Below are 20,575 nucleotides of genomic sequence, written 5' to 3'. Positions count from 1 at the left end.
GGAGATATGGCCCTTTCAGTCATATGAGAGAATTGTGTTACTATGCACGGGCCATAGGCCGTGAATCGGAACAGAATTGTTGAAACATCAGAAGGAGGAAAACAAATGGCTGTATTAAAGACAAAGAATCTGAAAAAATATTACGGGAAAGATGCAATCCTTGTGAGAGCCCTGGACGGGGTAAACCTTAGCGTAGAGAAAGGGGAATTCTTATCGATTGTAGGGACCAGCGGTTCCGGAAAATCCACGCTTCTTCATATGCTGGGGGGACTTGACCGCCCAACGGAGGGGACGGTATACGTGGACGGAAAAGACATTTTTGCCCTGAAGGATGAAGAACTGACTATTTTCCGCAGACGAAAGATCGGATTTATTTTCCAAAGTTTTAACCTTGTTCCTGTACTGAATGTATATGAGAATATCGTCCTTCCGATTGAACTGGACGGAAACCAGGTTGATAAGGCGTTTGTAAAAGAGGTCATCAGAACACTGGGACTGAATGAGAAATGCTACAGCCTGCCTTCACAGCTTTCCGGCGGACAGCAGCAGAGGGTTGCCATTGCAAGGGCACTGGCATCAAAGCCAGCTATTATCCTGGCGGATGAGCCTACGGGAAATCTGGATTCTGCCACGAGCCAGGACGTACTAAGCCTGATGAAGATTACAAGCCAGCGGTACGGGCAGACCATGGTAATGATTACACACAATGAGGGGATTGCCCAGCTTTCAGACAGAATCATACGGATTGAGGACGGAAAGGTGAGAGGTAAAGGCGGTGAAAGCCATGCGTAAGGTGAAGAACAAAGAGGTGATCCGCCGCCTGTCGGATAAAAGCTTTAAAGTAAATAAGACAAGGAATCTGATAGCTGTGGCTGCAATAGCCCTGACATCAATGCTGTTCTCGGCACTGTTTTCTGTAGGCATTGGGACCGTATATACCTTCCAAAGACAGACGGCAAGGCAGTCCGGCGGCGATGCACACGGGGTATTCAAAGAACTTACACAGGAGGAGTATGAGAAACTTAAAGTACACCCGCTGATTAAGGAGAGCATGCCATGCCGGCTTGTGGCGGATTATGTCCGGAATCCGGAATTTTTAAAACGCCATGCCGAAGCCTGGTACTATCCGGAAGAAGCCTACCCGCACTGTTTTATAGACATCATAGAAGGAAAAGCACCAAAAGCGGCAGACGAAATCCTACTGGATGAGACTTCTATGGAGCTTTTGGGGCTTCCGAAAGAGCCCGGACAGAAAGTCACTCTGGACCTGCAGCTGCATAATTATGATGAAACCATTACAGAGCGCACATTTACTGTGTCCGGGGTTATCAAATCAGATCCGGCTCTGGATGTGGGATTTGCCCTGGTATCCCAGGCCTACGTAGAAAAATATGCACAGGAGCTTGAGTATAAGGGGCAGGATGACACCGGCTCCACTATGGGTGCTATCCGTATGGATGTTATATTTTCCAATAGTCTGGGTATCCAGAAAAAGCTGGATCGGGTGCTGACGGAAAGCGGATTTTCAACGGAACCGGGAGATGACAATTATATAGCCAGCAATGCCAACTGGGCATATGTTTCTGACGGGGCAGACACAGATCTCACCACCGTAGGCGCTGTAGCGGGAGCTCTTGTGCTGATTCTGATTACCGGATATCTGATCATATATAATATTTTCCGTATTTCCATCATGAAAGATATTCGTTATTACGGACTGCTCAAAACGATCGGGACAACGGGACGGCAGATTAAAAAAATTATCCGCAGGCAGGCTTTGAAGCTTTCTGTCATAGGGATCCCAATCGGACTTTTGGCCGGGTTTTTCGTAGGAAAAGCGCTGCTCCCTGCTATTTTGAATACTACCGGGACAGTAACTCGCGGGGAGACTCAGGTGCCGGTCAACCCGGTAATTTTTATAGGGGCAGCGGCATTCTCACTGGTTACGATATTTATATCTACCGGGCATCCTGCAAGATTGGCGGCAAAAGTTTCTCCAATTGAAGCGTTACGCTTTACGGAAGGTAAGAGGGCAAAGAAGAAAGGAAAACGTTCTTCAGGCGGCGGAAAAATCTGGAGGATGGCGCTTTCTAATTTGGGAAGAAGTAAGGGAAAAACATCCATTATTATTGTATCGTTGTCTTTGGCAGTTGTACTTTTAAACAGCGTGTTCACGATCACAAATTCTTTTGACATGGATCTGTTTCTCAGAAGCTTTACAAATTCCGACTTTTTAATCGCCAATGCCAAGTATTTTAACACGGATTTTTATCATGGTATCTCCGAAGAAGAGATTGACGAGGAAAATCTTACGGAATCCTTTATAGAGGCATGCCAGGGAATTAACGGGTTTGAAGAGGGCGGGCGCATCTATGCCGCCAATAGAAAAGTGGGGGTTAAGAAAGATAATATAGCGGTTCCGGAAGGATATGACGTCGATGAAAATGGAAATCCGGGAGAGTACTACGGAAAAAATTTTATACCAATTCCACAGATGGAGAACGGGGATTATTCCGTTATGTTTTATGGAGTGGAAGACTTTGTTGTGGGCGAGATGAAAGTGTGGAAGGGCGAAAGCGATGCGAATACTATCCGGGAAAAGCTTGCCACGGGGGATTACATCATCTATTCTACAGAGGTTGATGACAAAGGCGAGGTGCTTGAAGATAAAGTACTTCACCAGCCTGGGGATAAGATTATACTCAATTATATGGATAAAAACGGAGAGTATAAGGAAAAGGAGGTCACTGTCCTTTCTGTAATAAAAGATGATTACTGGAATCTTACGAACCGCCTGAATACAGAATTTACTTACTATGTAAGTGCAGATTTCTTTAAAGAAATCATATCTGAAAAGTTCCTTATGAGTTATTCCTTCAACGTAAAGGAGGGAAAAGACAGAGATGTGGATGCATGGCTGGACAGCTATACCGGGAGCCGTGAACCGCTGATGAATTATTCTTCAAAACTGCAGTATGTAGAGCAATTTTCATCTATAACAGGAATGTTTCTGATGGTGGGCGGTTCTCTTGCATTTGTCATTGGATTTATTGGGATACTGAACTTTGTCAATTCCATTCTGACAGGAATTATTTCAAGACAGAGGGAATTTGCCATGATGCAGGCGATTGGTATGACAAGGAGGCAGCTGACAAGACTGGTCATTGTGGAAGGGCTCTATTATGCTCTGCTGACCATCGCATTCTCTCTGGCAGCGGGGTGTTTCATCTCATTGACCATAGTTAAGGCGTTGTCCCAGGGAATGTGGTTTATGAGGTATGAATTCCTGATTACCCCGATGCTGATCGTATTCCCGGTTCTGATATTACTTGGAGTACTGGTTCCGTATCTGGCGTTCCGGTTTGGAAATTCTGGCAGCGTGGTGGAAGAATTACAGAAGGTGGATTAGGACATTTAGGTAAGGGGGACTTGTTCATTCAAGTCCCCCTTAATTTTTTACGGCATTTGGCATTCCGGCTGCTTTAGCTCCAATTCTCGCACCAAAATATTTGCCGGAAGCTCTTGCTGAATGTATAAAAATGTATATAGACCAGCGCCAAGGATCAAATGGAAATGGTGCGGTGGAAATCGGTAAGGTCTTTTTCACGATATGTTATTAGTCTTCTAAGTTTATTCTACGTACTTATTCGCAATATCCATATACTTCTCTGCAATAGAGCTAATCTTGGAATATTCCCCATTCATAATCAGCTTTCTATCCACCAGATCACTGCCGACACCAAGCGCAAAGGCCCCGCAGGCAAAGAGTTCGTCCGCATTAGTCAGATTCACACCTCCGACAGGCAACAGATTTACTTGAGGAAGCGGGGAGAGGACATCTTTGATATAATGCGGCCCCATCGGCCCGACCGGGAATACTTTAATCAACTGGGCTCCGGCCTCACAGGCCCTCAGTATTTCGGTCGGGGTCAGTGTTCCGGGAACGGCAAGCCGGGAATAGCGGCTGCACATGGTGATGGTGTCAATATCAAGGGTTGGCGCAAGAACAAAGTCCGCACCTGCGAGTATGGCACTGCGGGCAGTTTCGGCATCCAATACGGTTCCGGCTCCGATGAGCATTTCCGTGCCATAGTGTTCCCTGGCAAACCGGATCATTTCCAGGGTATCCGGAGAATTGAACGTGATCTCTACATTGCGGATACCGCCCTGATAAAGTGCCTGCAGGGTGCCGCTCAGGTACTCGAAGGGAATATTTCTAACAATCGCTATAATCTTCGTTTTCCGGATCTGATTCAGAATTTCACTTATCATAAATAATCTCCTTTTCCATAGCATTTCAAGTGTCCGCGTCACCGTAAGATTTCATCACGATGCTGTATAAAGCTATGCAGTGATGCTGCATCAGGCAAGGTTTCGGTGTCGCCAGGGCCCATAACGGCAAATGCGCCCATTGCATTACCCAGAACACCGCATTGCCTGGGGGAACATTCCTCCAGATAACCATACAGGAATCCGGCATTAAAGGCATCTCCAGCCCCGATGTTATCCATGCTGTTAACAGGAAAGGAATCCACCTCCTCAACCCTATCCGGAGTAAAGACAGCAGAGCCCTTTGCACCCCGCTTCAGGGCAAGCATGGTATAGTTGTTTTCTTTTTGTACCTTCCGCAGGGTATCCGGATCGTGTGCGCCGAAGAGAACGTCTGCCTCCTCTTCTCCCAGCAGGAGAAGATCCACCTTTTTTATCATGGGGAGCAGCGCCGCTTTGGCTGCGGATATATCCCAGAGCTTCAGCCGGATATTCGGATCAAAGGACACCGGGATATGGCGGGCATTCGCAAATTCAATCAGCCCCATGGCTGTCTCCCGACAGGATTCACTTAATGCGGGAAGTATGCCTGTCAGATGCAAAAGCCTTGTGTCTTTGATGCGGTCAAGGGGCATGTCCTCCATGGTGAGGCCGGATGCAGCCGAATTCCTGCGGTAGTAAAACACGGCATTGTCACGGTGGGAAGTAAATTGTTTGAACATGATGCCGGTGGAAGAAGTTTGGGAAATATTAGCCGATACATCTACGCCTTCGCTTCGGATCTGGTTTCTTATATAGGAACCGAATTCGTCCTTTCCAAGACTGCTGATCCAGCAGGTCTTCTTATTCAGTTTCGATAATCCAATACACACATTGCTTTCTGCCCCTGCGATCGTTTTTCGAAATCCATTGACATATCGCAATGGATTGACGGAATCCGGAAGGAAGCAGACCATGGTTTCTCCCACGCTGACTAAATCATACTTCATGTTTGACCTCCTGACAAAAAGTTATATTATAACAAACTAAAAGTTATGAACAAAACAAAAAGTTATGTTTCTTTTAGTGTAAATTAGCTATATATAAAAGTCAATCATACATAATTAACAAAAAAGTACACAAAAAAATAGTGAAATTGTCTATTTACAAAAAACAAACAAATTGTTAGTATGCAAATAAATAGTTTGGGAGGCGATGATATGAAAAGTATATATGACGAATGGGATTTTTTTAAAAGACTTCTGGATATGCTGGAGCAGCAGCTTGGCACCAATACGGAAATACTACTGCATGATCTGACGAAAGACTACAACCATACGATCGTGGATATCCGTAATGGGCACATTACAAACCGTAAGATCGGAGACTGCGGAAGCAATCTTGGACTGCGGGTATTATCCGGCAAGGTGAAGGACGGGGATATGTATAAGTATATTACCCATACAAAGAATGACCGGATCCTCAAGTCTTCTACCGTTTTCATCAAGGATGATGAGGGAACCACAATCGGCTCCATCTGTATTAACGAAGACATTACGGTATCCATTGATATGGAGAAGCAGCTCCATGAGAGAAACGGATACAGTCTCTACAGCGAGACGGATCAGACGACAGCCGGGGAGCAGGGAGAGATCTTCGTAAATAACGTAAACGAACTGTTAGACTATCTTTTGCAGCAGGCACTTCAGGAAGTGGACAAGCCGCTTAATAAACTAGAAAAGGAGGATAAATGCAGGATACTGGAGTATCTGGATCAGAAAGGGGCATTTGTAATTTCGAAAGCTGGAGAAAAGGTAGCAGATTTTCTAAGTATATCTAAATATACATTTTACAGTTATTTGGACCAGGTAAGAGAAAACAAACCAGAATAAAGGAGGGCGAAAGAAATGGACGCGGAGAAAAAACTGGAAGAATTGGGCATTATACTTCCTGTGCCGGTGAAGCCAATTGCAGAGTATGTGCCTGTAAAACAGGCAGGGAAACTGCTTTTTGTGTCCGGACAGGATTGCAAAAAAGACGGAAAGCTCTTATATGAGGGCAAGGTTGGCAGAGAGCTGACTGTGGAACAGGGACAGGAGGCGGCAAGACAGTGCATGATCAATGCGATCGCGGTCTTAAAGCAGTACGTCGGAGATCTCGGTAAGATCAAACAGATCGTGAAGGTACTGGGGTTTGTGAATTCCGCAGAGGGATTTGTCTTACAGCCGGCAGTCATCAATGGCGGATCCAGGCTGTTAGTCGAGGTTTTCGGAGAAGACGGCAGGCACAGCAGAAGCGCAATTGCATCCAACGAACTGCCATTTCATACACCGGTTGAAATTGAGCTGATCGCAGAACTGAAGTAGCTGTGATCGGGAAGGAGGGAATTGAATGGATTTTGTTACTATTTTAATCATGGGTTCTATCATTGCTTCCACATTATTGATGATAATAGGTCCGCTTATGGAGTTCCGGGGGAAAATATTTTTTCTCGAAAGTAAGCACGCGCCGGTTACAAGGAAACGGTATGGCATGTGGGTGATGGCCCTTGGGGCGGTAATGTTCATCGGTGGCTGCGTCCTCCGTAACTGGCTGTCCGGGCATATCATTACCGTGATCGTGCTGGGCGGATATGCAGTTTGGTTCATTGGCGGTTTTATCGCCGTAATCCGGAATGAGGTTATTAAGATGCTGGGAGAGTAGGAGGTGCATCCTTGAATATTTCATTTATTGATATAGCGATCATGGTGTTATACCTGATCTTTACGTTGTTTATCGGCTATTATGTATCAAAAAAAGTCAGTGGATTTGAAGACTTTGCCCTTGGCGGGAGATCCTTCGGGCCATTCGCACTGGCGGCAACCTTTGGGGCGACAAACTTCTCCACCTGGAGTATGGTTGGGAAGCCGGGCGTTGTGTACAATTCAGGAATATCGGTTGTGTGGATTGCGCTGAATGCCTGTGCATGTGTGCTGGCAGCGGTCGTATTCGTCCCTGTTTACCGAAAGCTCCGTTATACGACGATGTCAGAGATCTTTGAAGACAGATATGACGGCAGGGTCCGCGGCCTGATCAGCGTGATATGGATTATCGCGGATACCATGAACAGAATGGGCGTTACCACTTATGCGGCGGCAGTAATCCTCAGCCTGCTGTTTGACATTCCGCTTTGGATTGTTATCATCGGTACGGCGGTAATTGTATTGATCTACACTTATCTTGGCGGTCTTACATCTGTTGTTGTAACGGACGTGATTCAGTTTGTGCTGATGTGGATCGGATTATTTATCGGTATGGTCTTCATTTTCAAGGAATTCGGCGGCTGGGGCGGTCTTGTGAACGCAGTGCCTGCGGAAATGATGGAAGTAGTTCCAGCCCTGGAACATCCAAACGGCTGGCCGTATATTATCGCAATGACATTGCTGGGATTCCCTTATTTCATTACAAGCCAGTTTGTGATGCAGAGAGGACTTGGGGCAAAGACGGTCAATGTGGCAAGATGGGGAATTCTGCTGGCAGGCGTGATTGCAATTCCTATGGCAATTATGGAGATTATGCCTGGTATCGCGGCAAAAGTCATGCTGGACCCCGCGACAGTTGCATCTATGAGCCCTGACATGGTAGGTCCTACCATATTTATGAAACTGCTTCCTACAGGGTTAATCGGTATCTTTTTCTCGGCGCTGATTGCGGCCGGCCTTTCAACGGCAGACTCCGCTTTGTGCGCGTCATCTTCTCTGATAACAGAAGATTTTTACAAAAAATGGAGACCTAATGAATCCTCTGCGAAGTATCTGAAAGTATCCAGGCTGGTTACCATTATCATGGCGGTTTTGGGAACCTGCTGGGCGCTGCTTGTACCGAAGATCGGCGGGGCGCTGAATGCAATCCTGAACGTAATTGCAATTACAGACATGCCAATCTTCGTCATGGTTGTACTTGGATTATTTGTAAAGAAGATCAACGCAACAGGGGCGCTGTCAGGCCTGATTGCGGGAACCATTGGCGGGGCAGTCGTATCATTTACCGGAACAGGCGGTATTCAGGGGCTGGCAGTAACAACCGCTACAAGTACTTGTTTATCATTGATCGTATGTGTGATCGTATCATACGCGGTTAAAAGAAAAACGAAAGAAGAAACGGGAATGGCTCAGTTCTTTCAAAGAATAGCACAGCCGGAACAAAAATAATAATACCGGGTATCTTAATGCGAGCATATTAAGATACCCTTTTTGATAAGGAGGTTTCATATGGCGAAGGTAAGGTTTGGAATTGTTGGTGTGGGTGATTTTGGGGTCATGCACATTCAGACATTGAAGCAGATCCCGGAGGCGGAACTTGTGGCTGTCAGCTGCAGAACCCAGAGCAGGCTGAAGGCTTTATGTGAGGAGTATGATATCCCCAAATGGTACACGGATGTGGATGAACTTGTGGATGATGCGGATATTGATGTTGTGATTGTTGCAACCGGAGAAGATACCCATTATAGTTTTACTGAGAAGGCAATCCATGCGGGGAAGCATGTGCTTCTGGAAAAGCCGATCTGTCTGAGCGTGGAGGATGGAGAGAAACTTCTGGCCCTGGATCAAAGTACGGAGCTTCACATTCTGCCGGGCCACATTCTGCGATACGATGCTTCTTATAATAACGCGCACCGTATCTTGCAGGATGCAAAAAAGCATGGAGAAATCCAGTCGATCCGTGTAAAGAGGAATGTACCGGTTGAGAGATTCTCTCTGCACTCCAGGACGCATCCGGTCTTTATGGCTTTGGCGCATGATATCGATATCATAACATGGCTGACCGGTTCCAGAGTAAAGAAGGTCTGCGGAATGGAAAAGCGGACAAAGGAAGAATTTGAAAGCCCGGATATTGTATTTGGGATAGCAGAGATGGAAAACGGCGTGCTCTGCAATCTGGAGACACAATGGCGGCTGCCGGACGAGTACGGCCAGTATCTGGATACGGAGATGGTTATCATGACGTCTAAGGGGCAGATCAGGCTGAACTGTCCGGGGAATGCGCTTTCGTCCATGTTTGACGGGAAGATGGAGAGCTATGATATGACGCTTTGGCCGGAGGTGAACGGAAGGCTTACAGGAGCCCTTGTTAATGAAGACCAGCACATGATTGATCTTGTGCTTGGCAGAACAGACCGGCAGATTGTAACTGTGGAGCAGGCTGTGATGGGAATTGAATTTTGCCAGTTATTGATTCAGTCCTGTGACAGCGGCAGGATCGTGGAAAGGAGCTGAATGGAACCATGAAGCTGACAGAAGACATTTATTTGGTTGGGAGCGCAGAATTTGGGATCTCAAATGAGTATGACTGTCATGTTTATCTGATTGACGGCGGGGAGGAGGCTGCGCTGATTGACTGCGGTGTGGGCTACGACACAGAACGGATTCTGCAAAATATCAGAGAGGTCATCGACATCCGCAAACTGAAACGGGTATATCTGACCCATCTGCATGCCGACCATTGTGGCGGAGGAAGAGACCTGCAGAAACTGGGGATCGAAGTCGCTGCCCCTTTGAGAGAATGGAAGGATATGCAGGAAAATCCGGAGGATGTCAAAGAGGCATATGAGATCTCCCGGCATACGGGGTGCTATCCCGAGGGGCGGGAGTATCTCTTTCCGGAGCCGGATACATTTCTGCAGGGCAAAGATGAAGTCAGAGTCGGGAAGTACTGCCTGAAGGCAATTGAAGTGAGGGGGCACAGTGCAGGAATGCTGCTGTACCTGCTGGATGACGGAAAGAGAAAGGTGCTCTTTTCCGGAGATTATGTATTTGCAAATGGGGTAGTGGGGTTATTAAACTGCCCGGGCTGCGATCTGTCTTTATACAGAAAGGATATCAAGAAGCTGGCGGGACTTGACCTGGATATTTTATTCCCGGGACACCGCATGGTGATTCTGAGCCATGCACAGGATCATGTGGATAAAGCAATCTATCATATGTCCAGGGCATTTATGCCGCCGTCATTTTGAGTGTGGGGGAAATGGAAGAAAAGAAAGAAATCAAGCGGGAAAACAGCAGTGGCAATAAATCAGGCAGACAGGAGAAAGGGGCGGCACAGAACAGGGAAGCGATTCGCAAAGGTGTACTAAGAGCTGAAATCATAAGGCTTTTAACAGGATTTGTGGAAATCCCGAGTGTGAACCCCGGGGATCATGCCATCGATGAGGACCCGGTGTTCGGAGAGAAAGAATATGTCCGGCATGTGCGGAAATTGATGGCGGAGAAGGGATATTACTGCTCGGAACAGGAGGTTCTGCCCGGCAGAACAAACCTGCTTATCAGCACCAGTAAGATGCCTGGAAGCAAGCCCATCATTCTGCTGCAGACACACAGTGATGTGGTGGATGCAAAGGAGATGGAGCAGGCATTTTGTGCCCGGGCAGAGCAGGGAAGAATCCGGGGGCGCGGAAGCTGCGATGCCAAGGGGCAGCTGTGTGCGATGATCCTGGCGCTGGAACAGTTAAGAGAGAAACATGGCAGTCTGCCCTTTGACATATGCATTGCCCTGTGCTGCGATGAGGAGTTCCGGCACAGAGGCGTGGATGAGTTCCTGGCCTGGGAACATCGGGACAAGGTGGCGGCAGTCATTGTCGGGGAACCGACTGAGCTGCGGCTGGCCGCTGCATGCAAGGGCAGCATCCGCTTTCGCATAGAGACAACGGGGGTGGCCGCGCACACATCCACGCCGGAGAAGGGCGTGAATGCAATCTATCTGATGGCGGAGATCATCCGGATTATTCAGGAGAAGATCGAGGCGCAGATCGTCTGCAGAAAGGATGCTAGATGTGGGAGTGCGTCCATTGCAGTATCTCTGATTGAGGGCGGGAGGATTGTGAATGCCGTGCCGGATCACTGTGCAATCCATGTGGACCGGCGAATGATACCGGGTGAGCATTGGGAGGAAGTATATCGGGAAATCCAGAGTATTATTCTGGAGAATTTAAACGAAGAGGATCAGGAACGCGTTGTGTTTGGCGCTCCGTATCTGATTGATCCAGCCTATGGAGCGCAGCTGCCGGAACATTTGGAATCAGGGATGCAGGAAGTGATGCAAAAACATGGGCTGGAGACGGAGATTGCGGGACTTCCATATGGCTGTGATGCAAGTAAGCTGGCAAAGTGGGACATCCCCGTTTTCGTATTCGGGCCAGGCTCCATCGATCAGGCGCATACCCGGGAAGAATACATCGAGATCAGTCAGATTGAAACAGCGGCAGCGGTGTTAAAAGATATGATATTAAGAGCAGCAGAGGAGGGAATAGATGAAATCCTTAGATAAAATTGCAGAGAGCATCCATTCGAATTGCGAAAAATGCTATTTAGATACAGGGGCCATGTCCCTTATGCCAGAGGAAGTCTGGCAGGCGGTTCAGGCATTTCACGAGAAACGGCGCAAATACGGTCCGGCCTTTGCAGAATACTGGAAGGAAGCAGATCTGCTGCGGCAGGATATAGCCTCATTGATCGGAAGCAGCCCGGAAGAAATCATGTTTCTCCAGAACACCTCCATGGGAATTAATTTGGCGGCACAAGCGTTGAAGCTTGAACCGGGCGATAATGTGGTGATTACCAATCTGGAATTTCCTTCGAATGTCTATCCCTGGATGAACCTGGAAGCCGGTGGGGTAGAAGTGCGTATGTTAGATATTACGGACGGAGTGCTGGACGAGCCGAAACTTTTTAAAATATGCGATGAGAAAACCAAAGCGCTGAGTATCAGCTGGGTACAGTCTGCCAATGGTATGGTGGCGGATTTGGAAATGTGCAGCGAATTCTGCAGAAACAATCATATGTATTTTGTACTGGATGCAATTCAGGGGATGGGAGTTCTTCCGCTGGATGTGCAGAAGGTGCATCTGGATTTTGTCATCAGCGGTTTTTTTAAGTGGTTGCTGGGACCGGACGGAATCGCATTTGTTTACGTCAATAAAGAGGCACTGCCGGAGTTGGGGGTTCCCTTTACGGGATGGGCCGGCATGAAGAATATCTTTGATTACAGCACCTATAAATTTGACCTGGCGGGAGAAGCAAGACAGTATGAGACGGGGAATATGAACTTTTCAGGGATATATGGGGCGCGTCAGGGAGTCAAGGTGGTTCTGGAGTATCAGCGGGAGATCACGGAAAGAGTACAGGAGCTGACCGGATATCTGAGGGAGCAGATCCGGAGCAGGAAGCACCTTACACTGCTGTCACCGGGTAAGGGCGGGGCTGCAGGTATCACGCTGCTTGGTTGTGAAAATGCGGAGAAAGTTTTTGAAGAATTGAAAGCAAAGAATATCTGCGTTAATTACCGGGGAGGACTCCGCGTGTCGGTACATTTTTATAATACGAAAGAAGATGTGGACCGGCTGATGGAGGTGCTGGATGAGTGAGTCAATTTAGTGAATGCTTGGTATTTTGGAACAGAGCGCCATCGTAGCGTTAGGAGTATAATAAGATGAAAGACCTTATCGATCTTGTAAATGAACATCGATAAGGTTTTTTATTATCCAATTTCTTTACTCGATGCGGTCTCTATTTTAAAGAAAATTGTTATTGAGTAGTAATAAAGATATATATGGGCAAGCTCGAATTGTTATGAAATATACCAATAAACGCACGCGTGTGTTTTGGGTAATTGATTAAACACATACAGTGTGATATAATGCGTTTTAGGAGGTGTTTTTATGCGAACAATACCAAATAAAGAGACTCTTACAATAGAATTTAAAAGTGATTTGAAAAAACTGAGCGATACAGATTTAATAGAGGCAGTGATCGGAATGACGAATACGGAAGGCGGAGTGTTATTTCTTGGAGTTGAAGATAATGGTGATATCACAGGCGTTCACAAGCATCATACTGACGAGATTGGAGCGGCGGCTTTGATCGCAAACAGAACAGTTCCATCCGTTCCCGTTAGAACAGAGCTCATGCATGAAGAGGGGTATGATGTTTTAAAAATAGAAATTCCGATGAGTAAAACAATTGTAGCATCTTCGGATGGTAAGATATTAAGGCGCCGGCTAAAATTAGATGGGACACCGCAAAATATTCCTATGTACCCATATGAAATTAACACCAGATTATCGGAACTAAGTATGCTCGATTTTTCTGCACAAGTAGTTTCGGGAACAACAATTGACGATTTAGACCCAAATGAAAGAGCTCGCCTGCGGAGTATTATAAAGATACGAAAAGGCGAAAAGTCCCTCTTGGAATTAACAGATACCGAATTGGATAAAGCTCTGCGTTTAGTGAAAGAAGAAAATGGAATTCTTTATCCCACAGTTACAGGTATGCTACTCATTGGTAAGGAAGAAAGGCTACAGGAGGTGATACCGACAGCAAAATCAAGTTTTCAGGTGCTTGAGGGAACACAGGTAAGAATAAATGAACAGTTTACAAAACCTTTACTGGCCACATTTGAAATTTTTGAAAACTATTTAAAGGCATGGAATCCGGAACGGGAAATGGAATATGGACTGTTTCGAATACCGGTTCCGGAATTTTCGGAATCAGCCTTTCGAGAAGGATTGGTAAATGCCTTTTGTCACAGGGATTATTCTATTTTGCAGATGGTACGTTTAGCGATTGAGGATGAAGGAATGTCCATTAGTAGTCCGGGAGGATTTATTGATGGTGTTAACTTGAATAATCTACTTACAGTGGAGCCGCATGGGCGGAACCCGGCGCTGGCTGATGCACTAAAAAGAGTTGGGCTGGCTGAACGGACAGGAAGGGGGATTGATCGTATTTTTGAAGGGTCTATCATCTATGGACGTCCTCTGCCGGATTATTCAGAATCAACGGAACGATATGTTAAGTTATTTATCCAAAGAGCAGAGCCAGATCTGGCATTTGCTAGGATGATTTCAAATGAAGAGAACAGAATGGGGAGAATGCTGCCAATTAATTCACTGCTTATTTTATCAGCGCTGCAAAATCAAAGACGTGTATCAATCAGTGAATTGTCGGAAACCATCCATGTAAGCGAGGCGAGAACGAAAGCAAATATAGAGAAATTGTTTGAGAGCGGTCTGGTAGAGGCGAGTGGAAATGGGAAAGCCAGAACTTACATCTTAAGCGCAAAGGTTTACAGAGCGCAGAATAATGCAGTGGGATATGTCAGACAAACGGGGATAGACAAACTGAAGCATGATGAACTTGTGATAAAGCTGGCTAAGCAGCAAGGATATGTTACAAGGGATAATGTAAGTGAGCTATTAAACATAAATAACAGCCAGGCATATCGGGTATTGAAAGGGCTGGTGGACAAAAAGAAGCTTGTTTTAGTAGGAAAAGGCAGAGGTGCACGATATAAGTTATTAACTTAAACGCACGAAAACACACGCTTAAACGCACGCGTGCGTTTAAGCGTGTGTTTAAATGATAACATAATAAGTCATTATAGGTGGGATAACTATGAGCGTAACAATAGCAGATTTACTGACACTTCCGTCCATGCGCGGCGCGCAGGTTCTCGGTGGTGCGAGGGGGCTTTCAAAGATTGTATCCTCGATCTCCGTGCTGGAGTCTACAGACCCGTCTGTGCTGATCGACTGTCTGTTTCCGAAAGATGAGTTTTTTGGAAGTGAAATTGTGATTACGGGTTTTTTAAATGCCCTGGATGATGTGGAATGTCAGTGTGCCAATATGCGCCGGCTGGCAGCTGGCGGTGAGGTAGGGCTGATCCTGTTTTACGTTGGGGTCTATCTTCAAAAGGTGGATCAGAGGCTGATTGACGTGGCAGACGAGCTGGATTTTGTGCTGATCACTATGCCGGAAGGGCAGCGAATGCTGCGTTACAGTGAAGTGCTGAATGATGTTATGGAGAGTATTTACCGTGACCGCATGGACAATGAGTCGATTGTTTCGGAGATTTTAGGGCGGGTTTCCAAGCTTCCGGAGCACCACCGCTCCATCAACACGGTCCTGAAAATGCTCAGCGACCGGATTTCAGCTTCGGTAATTCTGACGAATTCCAGACACGAGATTTTGAATCTGATTGCATGGCCGCGAAGCATTGAAGAGGTAATCAAGGCAGGAGTGGGCAGCCTGGAGGAATTTCCGCGGGAGCAGGAGGAGTCGGAGTGCCGTTTTCTTCCGGGAGCAAGGATGTATCGTTACCGGCTTGATTCGGATGCGGGCCGTAAGATGGAGCTGCTTCTGATTAAAGAGGGGGTACCGATTTCACCGAAGCTGCTGGAGCAGGTAATGGATATTGTCAGAATCAGCATTAATATCTGGAGCTCCCGACATGGTGATGTTGCGGTTCATGAGTTGGTGCGTGCGATCCTTCAGGATGAGCCGATTAAAATGAGGCGTCTTGCCGAGCTCTTCCACATTGATGTGGCATCCATTCATGAGATGTGGATTCTGCACGGTGAAAGCCAAGAATTCTCCAGGCTGCTTACCAGCAAGCTGCCGGAGGTGCAAAAGATTCTTGCGGAGTGCCGGGGGCCGGTGGTGACAGATATATACGGGGAAGAAATGGTGTTGTTTTTGAATACACCGGTTTCCTGCCAGGCTGCGGAACAGCAGCTTAGGGATATCCTGGAGACGGTATGCTCTGAAGAACCGGGAGCTACACTGGCGCGCTGCAGTAATCTGCAGAATACCGGTGCAGTACGTGAGGCTTTTCTCTGCCATCAGGAATACCTGCAGGACGTGAAGGTAATCTTTCCGGAAAAGCAGCTTTTCTGCTACGGAGAACTGGAATTTGCCAGGGATTGCCGCAGCCTGATGGAGCAGGGAGAGGCGGCAGTGGAGAGTTGTATGGAGCTTCTCGCACCGCTGTATGCAGGGGGAGAGGAAGCAGATTTGAGAAAAACTCTGGCAGTATACCTGCTTGACGGAAATTCCAGTGTAACAACAACGGCACAGATATTGTACCTTCATAAAAATACGGTCAAATACAGGCTGCAGCGGATCGCAGATCTGCTGGGGTACCGCCCGAACAAAATGCCGGAATGCATGAAGCTTTATCAGGCGGCGGCAGTATACCGTTTAAACCGCTGATTATAAATCAGCAGCAGTTCACAAAGGCCTGAACTGTTACAAAAGAGAGGCTTTTTTCTTATCTCCTGAGTCCCTTGTCCTTTTGGACAAAGGACGCAGGGGATTTTTTTGCCCCTGTGACAATTAACTTTATCGCACTGTAGTGATATACTGCATGAAACAGCCAATGCAGGTTTGCCCCCTTGTTGGCTGTATTTTCTATCAGGAGGAGTGAGATTATGAGTGAGAAAAAATCAGGGTTTGAGATTGCAGAAAGCCAGCGGCAGAGCTGGAAGTCTATTGCGCTTGTCTGGATCGGTGCAATGATTTGTGTGGCGTGCCTGATGGTCGGCGGTATGCTGGGAGAAGGAATGTCCATTGGAACATGTATTATTACAATCTTAATCGGCTATGGCATTGTCTGCCTTTATATGAGCTTTATGGGGATGCAGGGGTGCGATACAGGACTTCCCACTGCGGTAATGGCCGGCGGTGCATTGGGAGAGACCGGCGGAAAGTATGTAATCAGTGCGATTCTTGCGATTGCCTGCATCGGCTGGTTCGGGATTCAGGCAGCGGTCTGCGGCGCATCTTTTTCCTCCATGATCGGATCTATGACGGGGGCTGAACTTCCGGTTTGGCTGTGTTCTGTGGTATGGGGAATTATTATGGTTTCAACGGCGTGTTTTGGATTTAAGGGCCTGAAATGGCTGAACTATATTGCAGTGCCGCTTTTGATTGTGGTTCTGCTGTATGGAGTCATTGTTGCAATCGTCAGAAACGATGGGATTCATGCAATCGCAGTCTATGAGCCCACGGCTTCCATAAGTATTTTAAGCGGCGTCAGCCTTACGGTTGGTTTCTTTGCAGTGGGAGGCTCTATTGCCGGGGATTACTGCCGTTTCGCAAAAAACAGGAAGGATGTTATCAAATCCTCAGTTCTCGGCGTACTGCCGGCAGGGCTTTTGATTCTACTGATTGGCGCGGCACTTTCAATTATAACGGGGCAGTATGATATCAGCGTTGTGCTGACCGCAGCAGGCGTTCCGGCGATTGGACTCGTGGCGCTGATTCTGGCGACATGGACGACAAATGTAACAAATGCGTATTCCGGCGGACTTTCCCTCTCAATATTGCTTGGGCTTGACGAAAAGCGCAGCCGTATCTGCACAGGAATTGCAGGATTCGTAGGAACGATTCTGGCAGCCGTGGGAATCATGGACAAGTTTCAGGCATTTTTAACACTCTTGTGCGCCCTGGTACCGGCTTTTGTGGGGGTTATGATCGCAGATTACTGGATTGTAGGAAAGGGAAAGAAAGAGAACTTCCGGATCCGGGACGGCGTGTGTGTACAAGGCATGCTTGCCTTTCTCATAGGAGCATTTGCGGCCTGCCTTACCGGTGGAACCTTTACATATTTTCCGCCGCTTGCGTCCTGGAACATACCGTTTTTCATTGGTCCTATTAATGGGATCGTAGTGTCAATGGTACTGTATGTACTGTTTATGAAACTCTCGGGACGTACTGCGGCAGAACAGTCTGCCACATCAGTATAGAACAAAGGAAAATGAAAGGAGAAGTTGATTGTGAGAACGATAGGAATAAATGAAATTGAAGACATTGCCCTTGGGGCGGCTCTGCTTGGAGCCGGCGGGGGCGGCGATCCCTATGTGGGAAAGCTGGTGGCTGTCGGCGCCGTTAAGGAGTGCGGGCCTGTTACGCTGCTGGAGCCGGAGGAAGTGCCGGATGATGCGCTGGTAATTCCAATCGCCATGATGGGGGCACCCACTGTTTTGGGGGAAAAGGGGATCGGCGGCAAGGAATATCAGACGCTGCATGATATGGTTAGCCGGTTTTTTGGAAAGAAAATTTATGCATTCATGCCGATTGAGGCAGGAGGGGTCAACAGTATGCTTCCGATCGCGGCGTGTGCCCGCCTCGGCCTTCCGCTGGTGGATGCGGATGGCATGGGAAGAGCCTTTCCGGAGCTGCAGATGGTGACATTTACAATTGGCGGCATCAGCGCTTCTCCGATGGCGCTGACAGACGAAAAAGGCAATAGTGTTATTTTTGAAACCATTACAAATAAATGGACGGAGGAACTTGCACGGGCAGTGACAATGAGCTGCGGCGGTTCCGTATCCGTCTCTCTGTATCCGATGACAGGCGCACAGATGAAACAATATGCGGTGAGAAATATTGTTACCCGCAGCCAGCAGCTGGGGGAAGCGATCCGTACCGTAAAGGAATGCACCGGAAAAACGCCGGAGGAGCATTTCCTGGAATTTTCCGGAGGCTTCCGGCTGTTCAAGGGGAAGATCGCAGATGTCCTGCGTGAGACACGCGGCGCCTTTAACTTCGGCAGGGTGATGTTGGAGGGAATCGGGGAAGACCGCGGCAGAAGCGCCAGCGTGGAGTTCCAGAATGAGAATCTTACGGCAGAGGTTGACGGGGAGATCCTTGCTACCACGCCGGATCTGATCTGCCTGGTGGATACGGAAACCTTTGCCCCTGTTACGACGGATGCCCTGAAATACGGGAAACGAGTCTTGGTAGTTGGGCTGAAATGCTTTGAAATGTGGCGTACACCGGAGGGGCTGGAGCTGGTAGGGCCACGTTACTTTGGATGTGATACCGATTATATACCGCTGGAGGAGCGATGCAGGGGAGGGAGAAAGTAATGTATAAGCTTGGTATTGATGTCGGCGGAACCAACACGGACGCCGTACTGATTGATGAAAACCTGCAGGTGGCTGCAGAAATTAAATATCCGACTTCGGAAGACATCTATGAAGGAATTATGGGAGCGCTGCGCAGGGTCCTCGAGGTATCCGGGATTGACAGAAGCCAGATCGGACAGGCAATGCTTGGCACCACGCAGTGCACGAATGCGATTGTGGAGAGAAAATCACTGGCGCCGATCGGTATTCTGCGTATCGGTGCGCCAGCTACGCTGGGTATCCCCCCGATGGTGGACTGGGCGGAAGACATTCAGAAGATTGCAGTCGGAAGCGCGATTATAGGCGGGGGATTTGAGTACAACGGAAAGGAACTGGCTGTGTTTGACGAGGAGGCAGCGCGTCAGTTTTTTGTGGATATGAAGGAGCAGGGAATCAAGTCTATTGCAATCTCATCCGTCTTCTCCACAGTCCGCAATGAGCATGAACTGGCGGCGGCAAAGCTTTGCCGTGAGGTGATGGGCGATGATGTGCATGTATCTATTTCCAGCGAAATTGGTTCCATGGGGCTGATAGAGCGTGAGAATGCAACCATCCTCAATGCGGCCCTCTACCGCGTGGCCGAGCGGTTTACGGAAGGCTTTGCAAACAGCCTTGCGGAAGAAGGAATTGAACATGCCGACGTTTATCTTTCTCAGAATGACGGAACGCTGATGACAATGGAATATGCCCGCCGCTACCCGATTCTGACGGTTGCCTGCGGCCCAACTAATTCCATTCGCGGAGCCGGTTACCTGAGTCATATTCAAAATGCAATTGTGGTGGATGTGGGCGGTACCACAACGGATCTCGGCGTGATCCAGAACGGATTCCCACGGGAGTCCAGTGTGGCGGTTACCATCGGCGGCGTCCGGACTAATTTCCGTATGCCGGATGTGATTTCAATCGGACTGGGCGGAGGCTCGATCGTGCGGGAACACCAGGACGGAACCATCACAGTGGGACCGGACAGTGTAGGGTTTGAAATCACGAAAAAGGCACTTATATTCGGCGGTGATGTGATGACGGCCACGGATATTGCAGTGCGTTTAGGGATGGTGGAACTGGGAGACATAACGAAAACGGAGTGTATCAGCCGGGAAACGGCAGAAAAGGCAATGGCTGTCATTCGCGGACTTGTGGAGGACTCCATTGATTCAATGAAGATCTCCAATGCGGATATGGATGTCATCCTTGTGGGCGGCGGATCTATTATCCTGCCAGATCGTTTAGAGGGCGCTGCAAGCGTAACAAAGCCGGAGCATTTCGGGTGTGCTAATGCAATTGGTTCTGCGATTTCCAAAGTCAGCGGCACCTTTGAAAAGCTGATCAACTATGATGAGATCCCGAGAGAACAGGCGCTGGAGCAGGCAAAGGCCGAGGCGGTAGAGATAGCTGTCGGCGCAGGCGCAATCCGCAGTACCGTCGAAATTATTGAGGTGGAGGACGTGCCGCTTGCGTACTATCCGGGCAATACAAACCGGGTGAAAATTAAGGCGGCAGGAGAACTGCAGGCTTAGCCCAAAATGACAGGCTAAATTCTCAATTATCTTATTCTAATTAAAATCAGCAGGCATGATAAAGCCAGGAAAAGAGGAGGAGAAA

The 20,575-nt window shown here is 47.9% G+C and carries 17 protein-coding genes; 15 read left to right on the top strand and 2 right to left on the bottom strand.

Translation table 11 applies throughout. The features are described 5' to 3' along the window. The first annotated feature begins 105 nt into the window (after positions 1-105). Entirely contained in the window at positions 106-792 is a 687-nt protein-coding gene (locus BN1938_RS10440; RefSeq protein WP_050640528.1) for an ABC transporter ATP-binding protein, read from the top strand. Continuing rightward, positions 785-3,409: an FtsX-like permease family protein gene (locus BN1938_RS10435; RefSeq protein WP_050640527.1), complete on the top strand. Its 2,625-nt coding sequence runs from the start codon at positions 785-787 to the stop codon at positions 3,407-3,409. The genes BN1938_RS10440 and BN1938_RS10435 overlap by 8 nt, the downstream gene beginning before the upstream one ends. Before the next feature lie 221 nt (positions 3,410-3,630). Here the strand turns inward: BN1938_RS10435 and BN1938_RS10430 are convergent, their stop codons facing one another. Further along, complete coding sequence (locus BN1938_RS10430) at positions 3,631-4,272, bottom strand: bifunctional 4-hydroxy-2-oxoglutarate aldolase/2-dehydro-3-deoxy-phosphogluconate aldolase (protein WP_050640526.1); 642 nt, start codon at positions 4,270-4,272, stop codon at positions 3,631-3,633. 38 nt (positions 4,273-4,310) lie between these two features. Continuing rightward, entirely contained in the window at positions 4,311-5,258 is a 948-nt protein-coding gene (locus BN1938_RS10425; protein ID WP_050640525.1) for a sugar kinase, read from the bottom strand. Between the two features lie 210 nt (positions 5,259-5,468). Here BN1938_RS10425 and BN1938_RS10420 point away from each other — a divergent pair, with 210 nt between their 5' ends. From BN1938_RS10420 to BN1938_RS10360, 13 genes are all read left to right on the top strand, one after another. Next, positions 5,469-6,140, top strand: a complete 672-nt coding sequence (locus BN1938_RS10420) for a helix-turn-helix transcriptional regulator (RefSeq protein WP_050640524.1) — start codon at positions 5,469-5,471, stop codon at positions 6,138-6,140. A 15-nt stretch (positions 6,141-6,155) separates the two neighbouring features. Beyond that, positions 6,156-6,614, top strand: coding sequence for a RidA family protein (locus BN1938_RS10415; protein WP_050640523.1), 459 nt, complete (start codon positions 6,156-6,158; stop codon positions 6,612-6,614). A gap of 25 nt (positions 6,615-6,639) precedes the next feature. Continuing rightward, positions 6,640-6,951 (top strand): hypothetical protein, encoded by a 312-nt coding sequence (locus BN1938_RS10410; protein WP_050640522.1) that lies wholly within the window; start codon positions 6,640-6,642, stop codon positions 6,949-6,951. Between the two features lie 11 nt (positions 6,952-6,962). Next, complete coding sequence (locus BN1938_RS10405; RefSeq protein WP_050640521.1) at positions 6,963-8,438, top strand: SLC5 family protein; 1,476 nt, start codon at positions 6,963-6,965, stop codon at positions 8,436-8,438. Positions 8,439-8,498: 60 nt separating this feature from the next. Continuing rightward, positions 8,499-9,503 carry a Gfo/Idh/MocA family protein gene (locus tag BN1938_RS10400; RefSeq protein ID WP_050640520.1) on the top strand — a complete coding sequence of 335 codons (1,005 nt, stop codon included), beginning with the start codon at positions 8,499-8,501 and terminating at the stop codon, positions 9,501-9,503. 8 nt (positions 9,504-9,511) lie between these two features. Continuing rightward, a complete protein-coding gene (locus BN1938_RS10395) occupies positions 9,512-10,240 on the top strand; it encodes an MBL fold metallo-hydrolase (RefSeq protein ID WP_050640519.1) in 729 nt (242 codons plus the stop codon). Between the two features lie 11 nt (positions 10,241-10,251). Further along, on the top strand, positions 10,252-11,550 hold the full coding sequence (locus BN1938_RS10390) for a M20 family metallopeptidase (protein WP_050640518.1): 1,299 nt from the start codon (positions 10,252-10,254) through the stop codon (positions 11,548-11,550). Further along, a complete protein-coding gene (locus BN1938_RS10385; RefSeq protein WP_050640517.1) occupies positions 11,534-12,646 on the top strand; it encodes an aminotransferase class V-fold PLP-dependent enzyme in 1,113 nt (370 codons plus the stop codon). The genes BN1938_RS10390 and BN1938_RS10385 overlap by 17 nt, the downstream gene beginning before the upstream one ends. Before the next feature lie 294 nt (positions 12,647-12,940). Beyond that, positions 12,941-14,590: an RNA-binding domain-containing protein gene (locus BN1938_RS10380; RefSeq protein ID WP_050640516.1), complete on the top strand. Its 1,650-nt coding sequence runs from the start codon at positions 12,941-12,943 to the stop codon at positions 14,588-14,590. A gap of 88 nt (positions 14,591-14,678) precedes the next feature. Further along, a complete protein-coding gene (locus tag BN1938_RS10375; protein WP_050640515.1) occupies positions 14,679-16,274 on the top strand; it encodes a PucR family transcriptional regulator in 1,596 nt (531 codons plus the stop codon). Between the two features lie 218 nt (positions 16,275-16,492). Beyond that, the gene (locus BN1938_RS10370) at positions 16,493-17,809 is read left to right on the top strand and encodes a cytosine permease (RefSeq protein WP_050640514.1); all 1,317 of its coding nucleotides are present in this window, start codon (positions 16,493-16,495) and stop codon (positions 17,807-17,809) included. A gap of 30 nt (positions 17,810-17,839) precedes the next feature. Continuing rightward, positions 17,840-18,934, top strand: a complete 1,095-nt coding sequence (locus BN1938_RS10365; protein ID WP_050640513.1) for a DUF917 domain-containing protein — start codon at positions 17,840-17,842, stop codon at positions 18,932-18,934. Then, entirely contained in the window at positions 18,934-20,490 is a 1,557-nt protein-coding gene (locus tag BN1938_RS10360; RefSeq protein ID WP_050640512.1) for a hydantoinase/oxoprolinase family protein, read from the top strand. The genes BN1938_RS10365 and BN1938_RS10360 overlap by 1 nt, the downstream gene beginning before the upstream one ends. Positions 20,491-20,575 lie beyond the last annotated feature (85 nt).

This window comes from Eubacterium sp. SB2 (assembly GCF_001244405.1).
Classification (GTDB): Bacteria; Bacillota; Clostridia; order Lachnospirales; family Lachnospiraceae; genus Faecalicatena; species Faecalicatena contortus_B.
Note: the sequence above shows the minus strand (reverse complement) of the source record. Positions and strands in the feature narration are given on the sequence as shown.

Excerpts from the sequence above, each read along its gene's own strand:
- BN1938_RS10440 (WP_050640528.1), top strand. The coding sequence starts at position 106 with ATGGCTGTATTAAAGACAAAGAATCTGAAAAAATATTACGGGAAAGAT.
- BN1938_RS10435 (WP_050640527.1), top strand. The coding sequence starts at position 785 with ATGCGTAAGGTGAAGAACAAAGAGGTGATCCGCCGCCTGTCGGATAAA.
- BN1938_RS10430 (WP_050640526.1), bottom strand. The coding sequence starts at position 4,272 with ATGATAAGTGAAATTCTGAATCAGATCCGGAAAACGAAGATTATAGCG.
- BN1938_RS10425 (WP_050640525.1), bottom strand. The coding sequence starts at position 5,258 with ATGAAGTATGATTTAGTCAGCGTGGGAGAAACCATGGTCTGCTTCCTT.
- BN1938_RS10420 (WP_050640524.1), top strand. The coding sequence starts at position 5,469 with ATGAAAAGTATATATGACGAATGGGATTTTTTTAAAAGACTTCTGGAT.
- BN1938_RS10415 (WP_050640523.1), top strand. The coding sequence starts at position 6,156 with ATGGACGCGGAGAAAAAACTGGAAGAATTGGGCATTATACTTCCTGTG.
- BN1938_RS10410 (WP_050640522.1), top strand. The coding sequence starts at position 6,640 with ATGGATTTTGTTACTATTTTAATCATGGGTTCTATCATTGCTTCCACA.
- BN1938_RS10400 (WP_050640520.1), top strand. The coding sequence starts at position 8,499 with ATGGCGAAGGTAAGGTTTGGAATTGTTGGTGTGGGTGATTTTGGGGTC.
- BN1938_RS10395 (WP_050640519.1), top strand. The coding sequence starts at position 9,512 with ATGAAGCTGACAGAAGACATTTATTTGGTTGGGAGCGCAGAATTTGGG.
- BN1938_RS10390 (WP_050640518.1), top strand. The coding sequence starts at position 10,252 with ATGGAAGAAAAGAAAGAAATCAAGCGGGAAAACAGCAGTGGCAATAAA.
- BN1938_RS10385 (WP_050640517.1), top strand. The coding sequence starts at position 11,534 with ATGAAATCCTTAGATAAAATTGCAGAGAGCATCCATTCGAATTGCGAA.
- BN1938_RS10380 (WP_050640516.1), top strand. The coding sequence starts at position 12,941 with ATGCGAACAATACCAAATAAAGAGACTCTTACAATAGAATTTAAAAGT.
- BN1938_RS10375 (WP_050640515.1), top strand. The coding sequence starts at position 14,679 with ATGAGCGTAACAATAGCAGATTTACTGACACTTCCGTCCATGCGCGGC.
- BN1938_RS10370 (WP_050640514.1), top strand. The coding sequence starts at position 16,493 with ATGAGTGAGAAAAAATCAGGGTTTGAGATTGCAGAAAGCCAGCGGCAG.
- BN1938_RS10360 (WP_050640512.1), top strand. The coding sequence starts at position 18,934 with ATGTATAAGCTTGGTATTGATGTCGGCGGAACCAACACGGACGCCGTA.